1 protein-coding gene is annotated in these 1957 nt (G+C 73.0%); it reads left to right on the forward strand.

Going from position 1 to position 1957, the window contains the following annotated elements; translation table 11 throughout:
• Nucleotides 1–252: 252 nt before the first annotated feature.
• Nucleotides 253–1821 carry an MFS transporter gene (locus AB0L34_RS33705; RefSeq protein WP_357463996.1) on the forward strand — a complete coding sequence of 523 codons (1569 nt, stop codon included), beginning with the start codon at nt 253–255 and terminating at the stop codon, nt 1819–1821.
• The last annotated feature ends 136 nt before the right edge of the window (nt 1822–1957 follow it).

Below are 1957 nucleotides of genomic sequence, written 5' to 3' on the forward strand. Positions count from 1 at the left end.
GTGCCCGGCGCAGGGATCAAGCCTGACCGCCCGGAGCCGGGCACGGCGGGCCACACCCCCACCACCCCACGCACCGCAAACCCAACACCCAAACGCGACCGCACGGCAGCCCGCCCACCAAGACCGCACAGCGCACGTGACCGCGGCCACACAAGAAACGAACCGGTTCCGTATCGAAACTCCAGCCCCTACGCTGACACCAAATACGAGTATGACCCGTATCGAAACGGGGCCGGGGGGAGAACCAGAGAGATGCAACCGCACGAGAACACCGGACATCCGAGGAGGTGGGCGATCCTCGGGGTGCTCGTGATCAGCCTGCTCGTCGTCGTCCTGGACAACACCATCCTCAACGTCGCGCTGCGTACGCTCGCCGACCCGGTGCACGGCCTCGGCGCGAGCCAGGGCGAGCTGGAGTGGTCGATCAACTCCTACACCCTGGTCTTCGCCGGCCTGCTGTTCACCTTCGGTGTGCTCGGCGACCGCGCCGGGCGCAAGCGTTTCCTGCTGATCGGCCTGGTGCTCTTCGGGCTGGCGTCGGCGCTGTCGGCGTACGCGCAGAGCCCGGCGCAACTCGTCGCGGCCCGCGCGCTGATGGGCGTGGGCGGCGCGGCCATCATGCCGGTCACGCTCTCGATCATCTCCAACGTCTTCGACCCGCGGGAGCGGGGCCGGGCGATCGGCGTCTGGGCCGGCGCGGTCGGCCTGGCGGTGGCGATCGGCCCGATCCTCGGCGGCGCGCTGTTGGAGCACTACTGGTGGGGCTCCGTCTTCCTGATCAACGTGCCGGTGGTCGCGCTCGGGGTGGTGCTGGTGGCGATCCTGGTGCCCGAGTCGCGGGACCCGAACCCGGGACGCGTCGACGTCGTCGGCGTGCTGCTGTCGGTGGTCGGCCTGGTCGCCCTGACGTACGGCATCATCGACGGCGGCGAGCACGGCTTCGACCGCCCGGTGGTCTGGGCCGCGATCCTCGGCGGCCTGGCGGTGCTGGCCTGGTTCGTCGCGTACGAGCGGCGCAGCGACCACCCGTCGCTGGACGTGCGGCTGTTCCGGGTGCCCCGCTTCGCCGCCCCGGTGGCGATCGTCGGGCTGATCTTCTTCGCCGCGATGGGCGTGATGTTCTTCAGCTCGTTCTACCTGCAACTGGTGCGCGGCTACAGCCCGCTGGAGACCGGCCTGCTCTTCCTTCCCTTCGCGGTGGCCCAGCTCGTCTTCGCCCCGCGCAGCGCGGCGATGGTCCGCCGGTACGGCGGCAAGGCGGTCGCCGTGGTCGGGCTGGCGCTGACCGTGGTGGCGCTCGGCGCGTTCGCCTTCGTCGGCCAGAGCACCCCGATCTGGGTGGTGCTGGTCTTCTTCTTCCTCCAGGGCGTCGGGATGGCCAACATCATGCCCCCGGCCACGGAGTCGATCATGTCGGCGCTGCCCCGGGAGAAGGCCGGGGTCGGCTCGGCGGTCAGCAACACCGTCCGGCAGGTGGCCGGCGCGCTCGGCGTGGCGGTGCTCGGGTCGGTGCTCTCCGCGGTCTACCGGGCCGACGTCGACTCCGCGCTGCGGGACCTGCCCGCCGGGGCGCGCGAGGCGGCCGGCGAGTCGATCTCCGGCGCGTACGCCGCGGCGGGTCAGCTCGGGCCGGCGGCGCCGCAGCTGATCGCGGTGGCCGACGACGCCTTCGTGGCCGCGATGCACTGGGCGGCGGGGCTCGCCGCAGCGGTCGCCGCCGTCGGCATCCTCGTGGTGCTGCGCTGGATGCCCGGCCGCGCCGCGGCCCCGGTGGCGGCGCCGGCGCCGGCGGGTGAACCCGAGTTGGCCGGGACCGCCTAGGTTCGGGGACAATGTCCGACATGACTTCCACCGCCGACGCGCCGCGGGCGCCCCGGGGCCCCCGGGGCGGGCGGGCGGGCCGGGCGGGACCCGCGGCCCCCCACCCCCAGCGACCCCCGGGGCGAGAAGGGACATT

This window comes from Micromonospora sp. NPDC052213, from assembly GCF_040679695.1.
GTDB lineage: Bacteria > Actinomycetota > Actinomycetes > Mycobacteriales > Micromonosporaceae > Micromonospora.

Bases quoted from the DNA above. Each gene is read 5' to 3' on its own strand.
- AB0L34_RS33705 (WP_357463996.1), top strand. From the start codon at position 253: ATGCAACCGCACGAGAACACCGGACATCCGAGGAGGTGGGCGATCCTC.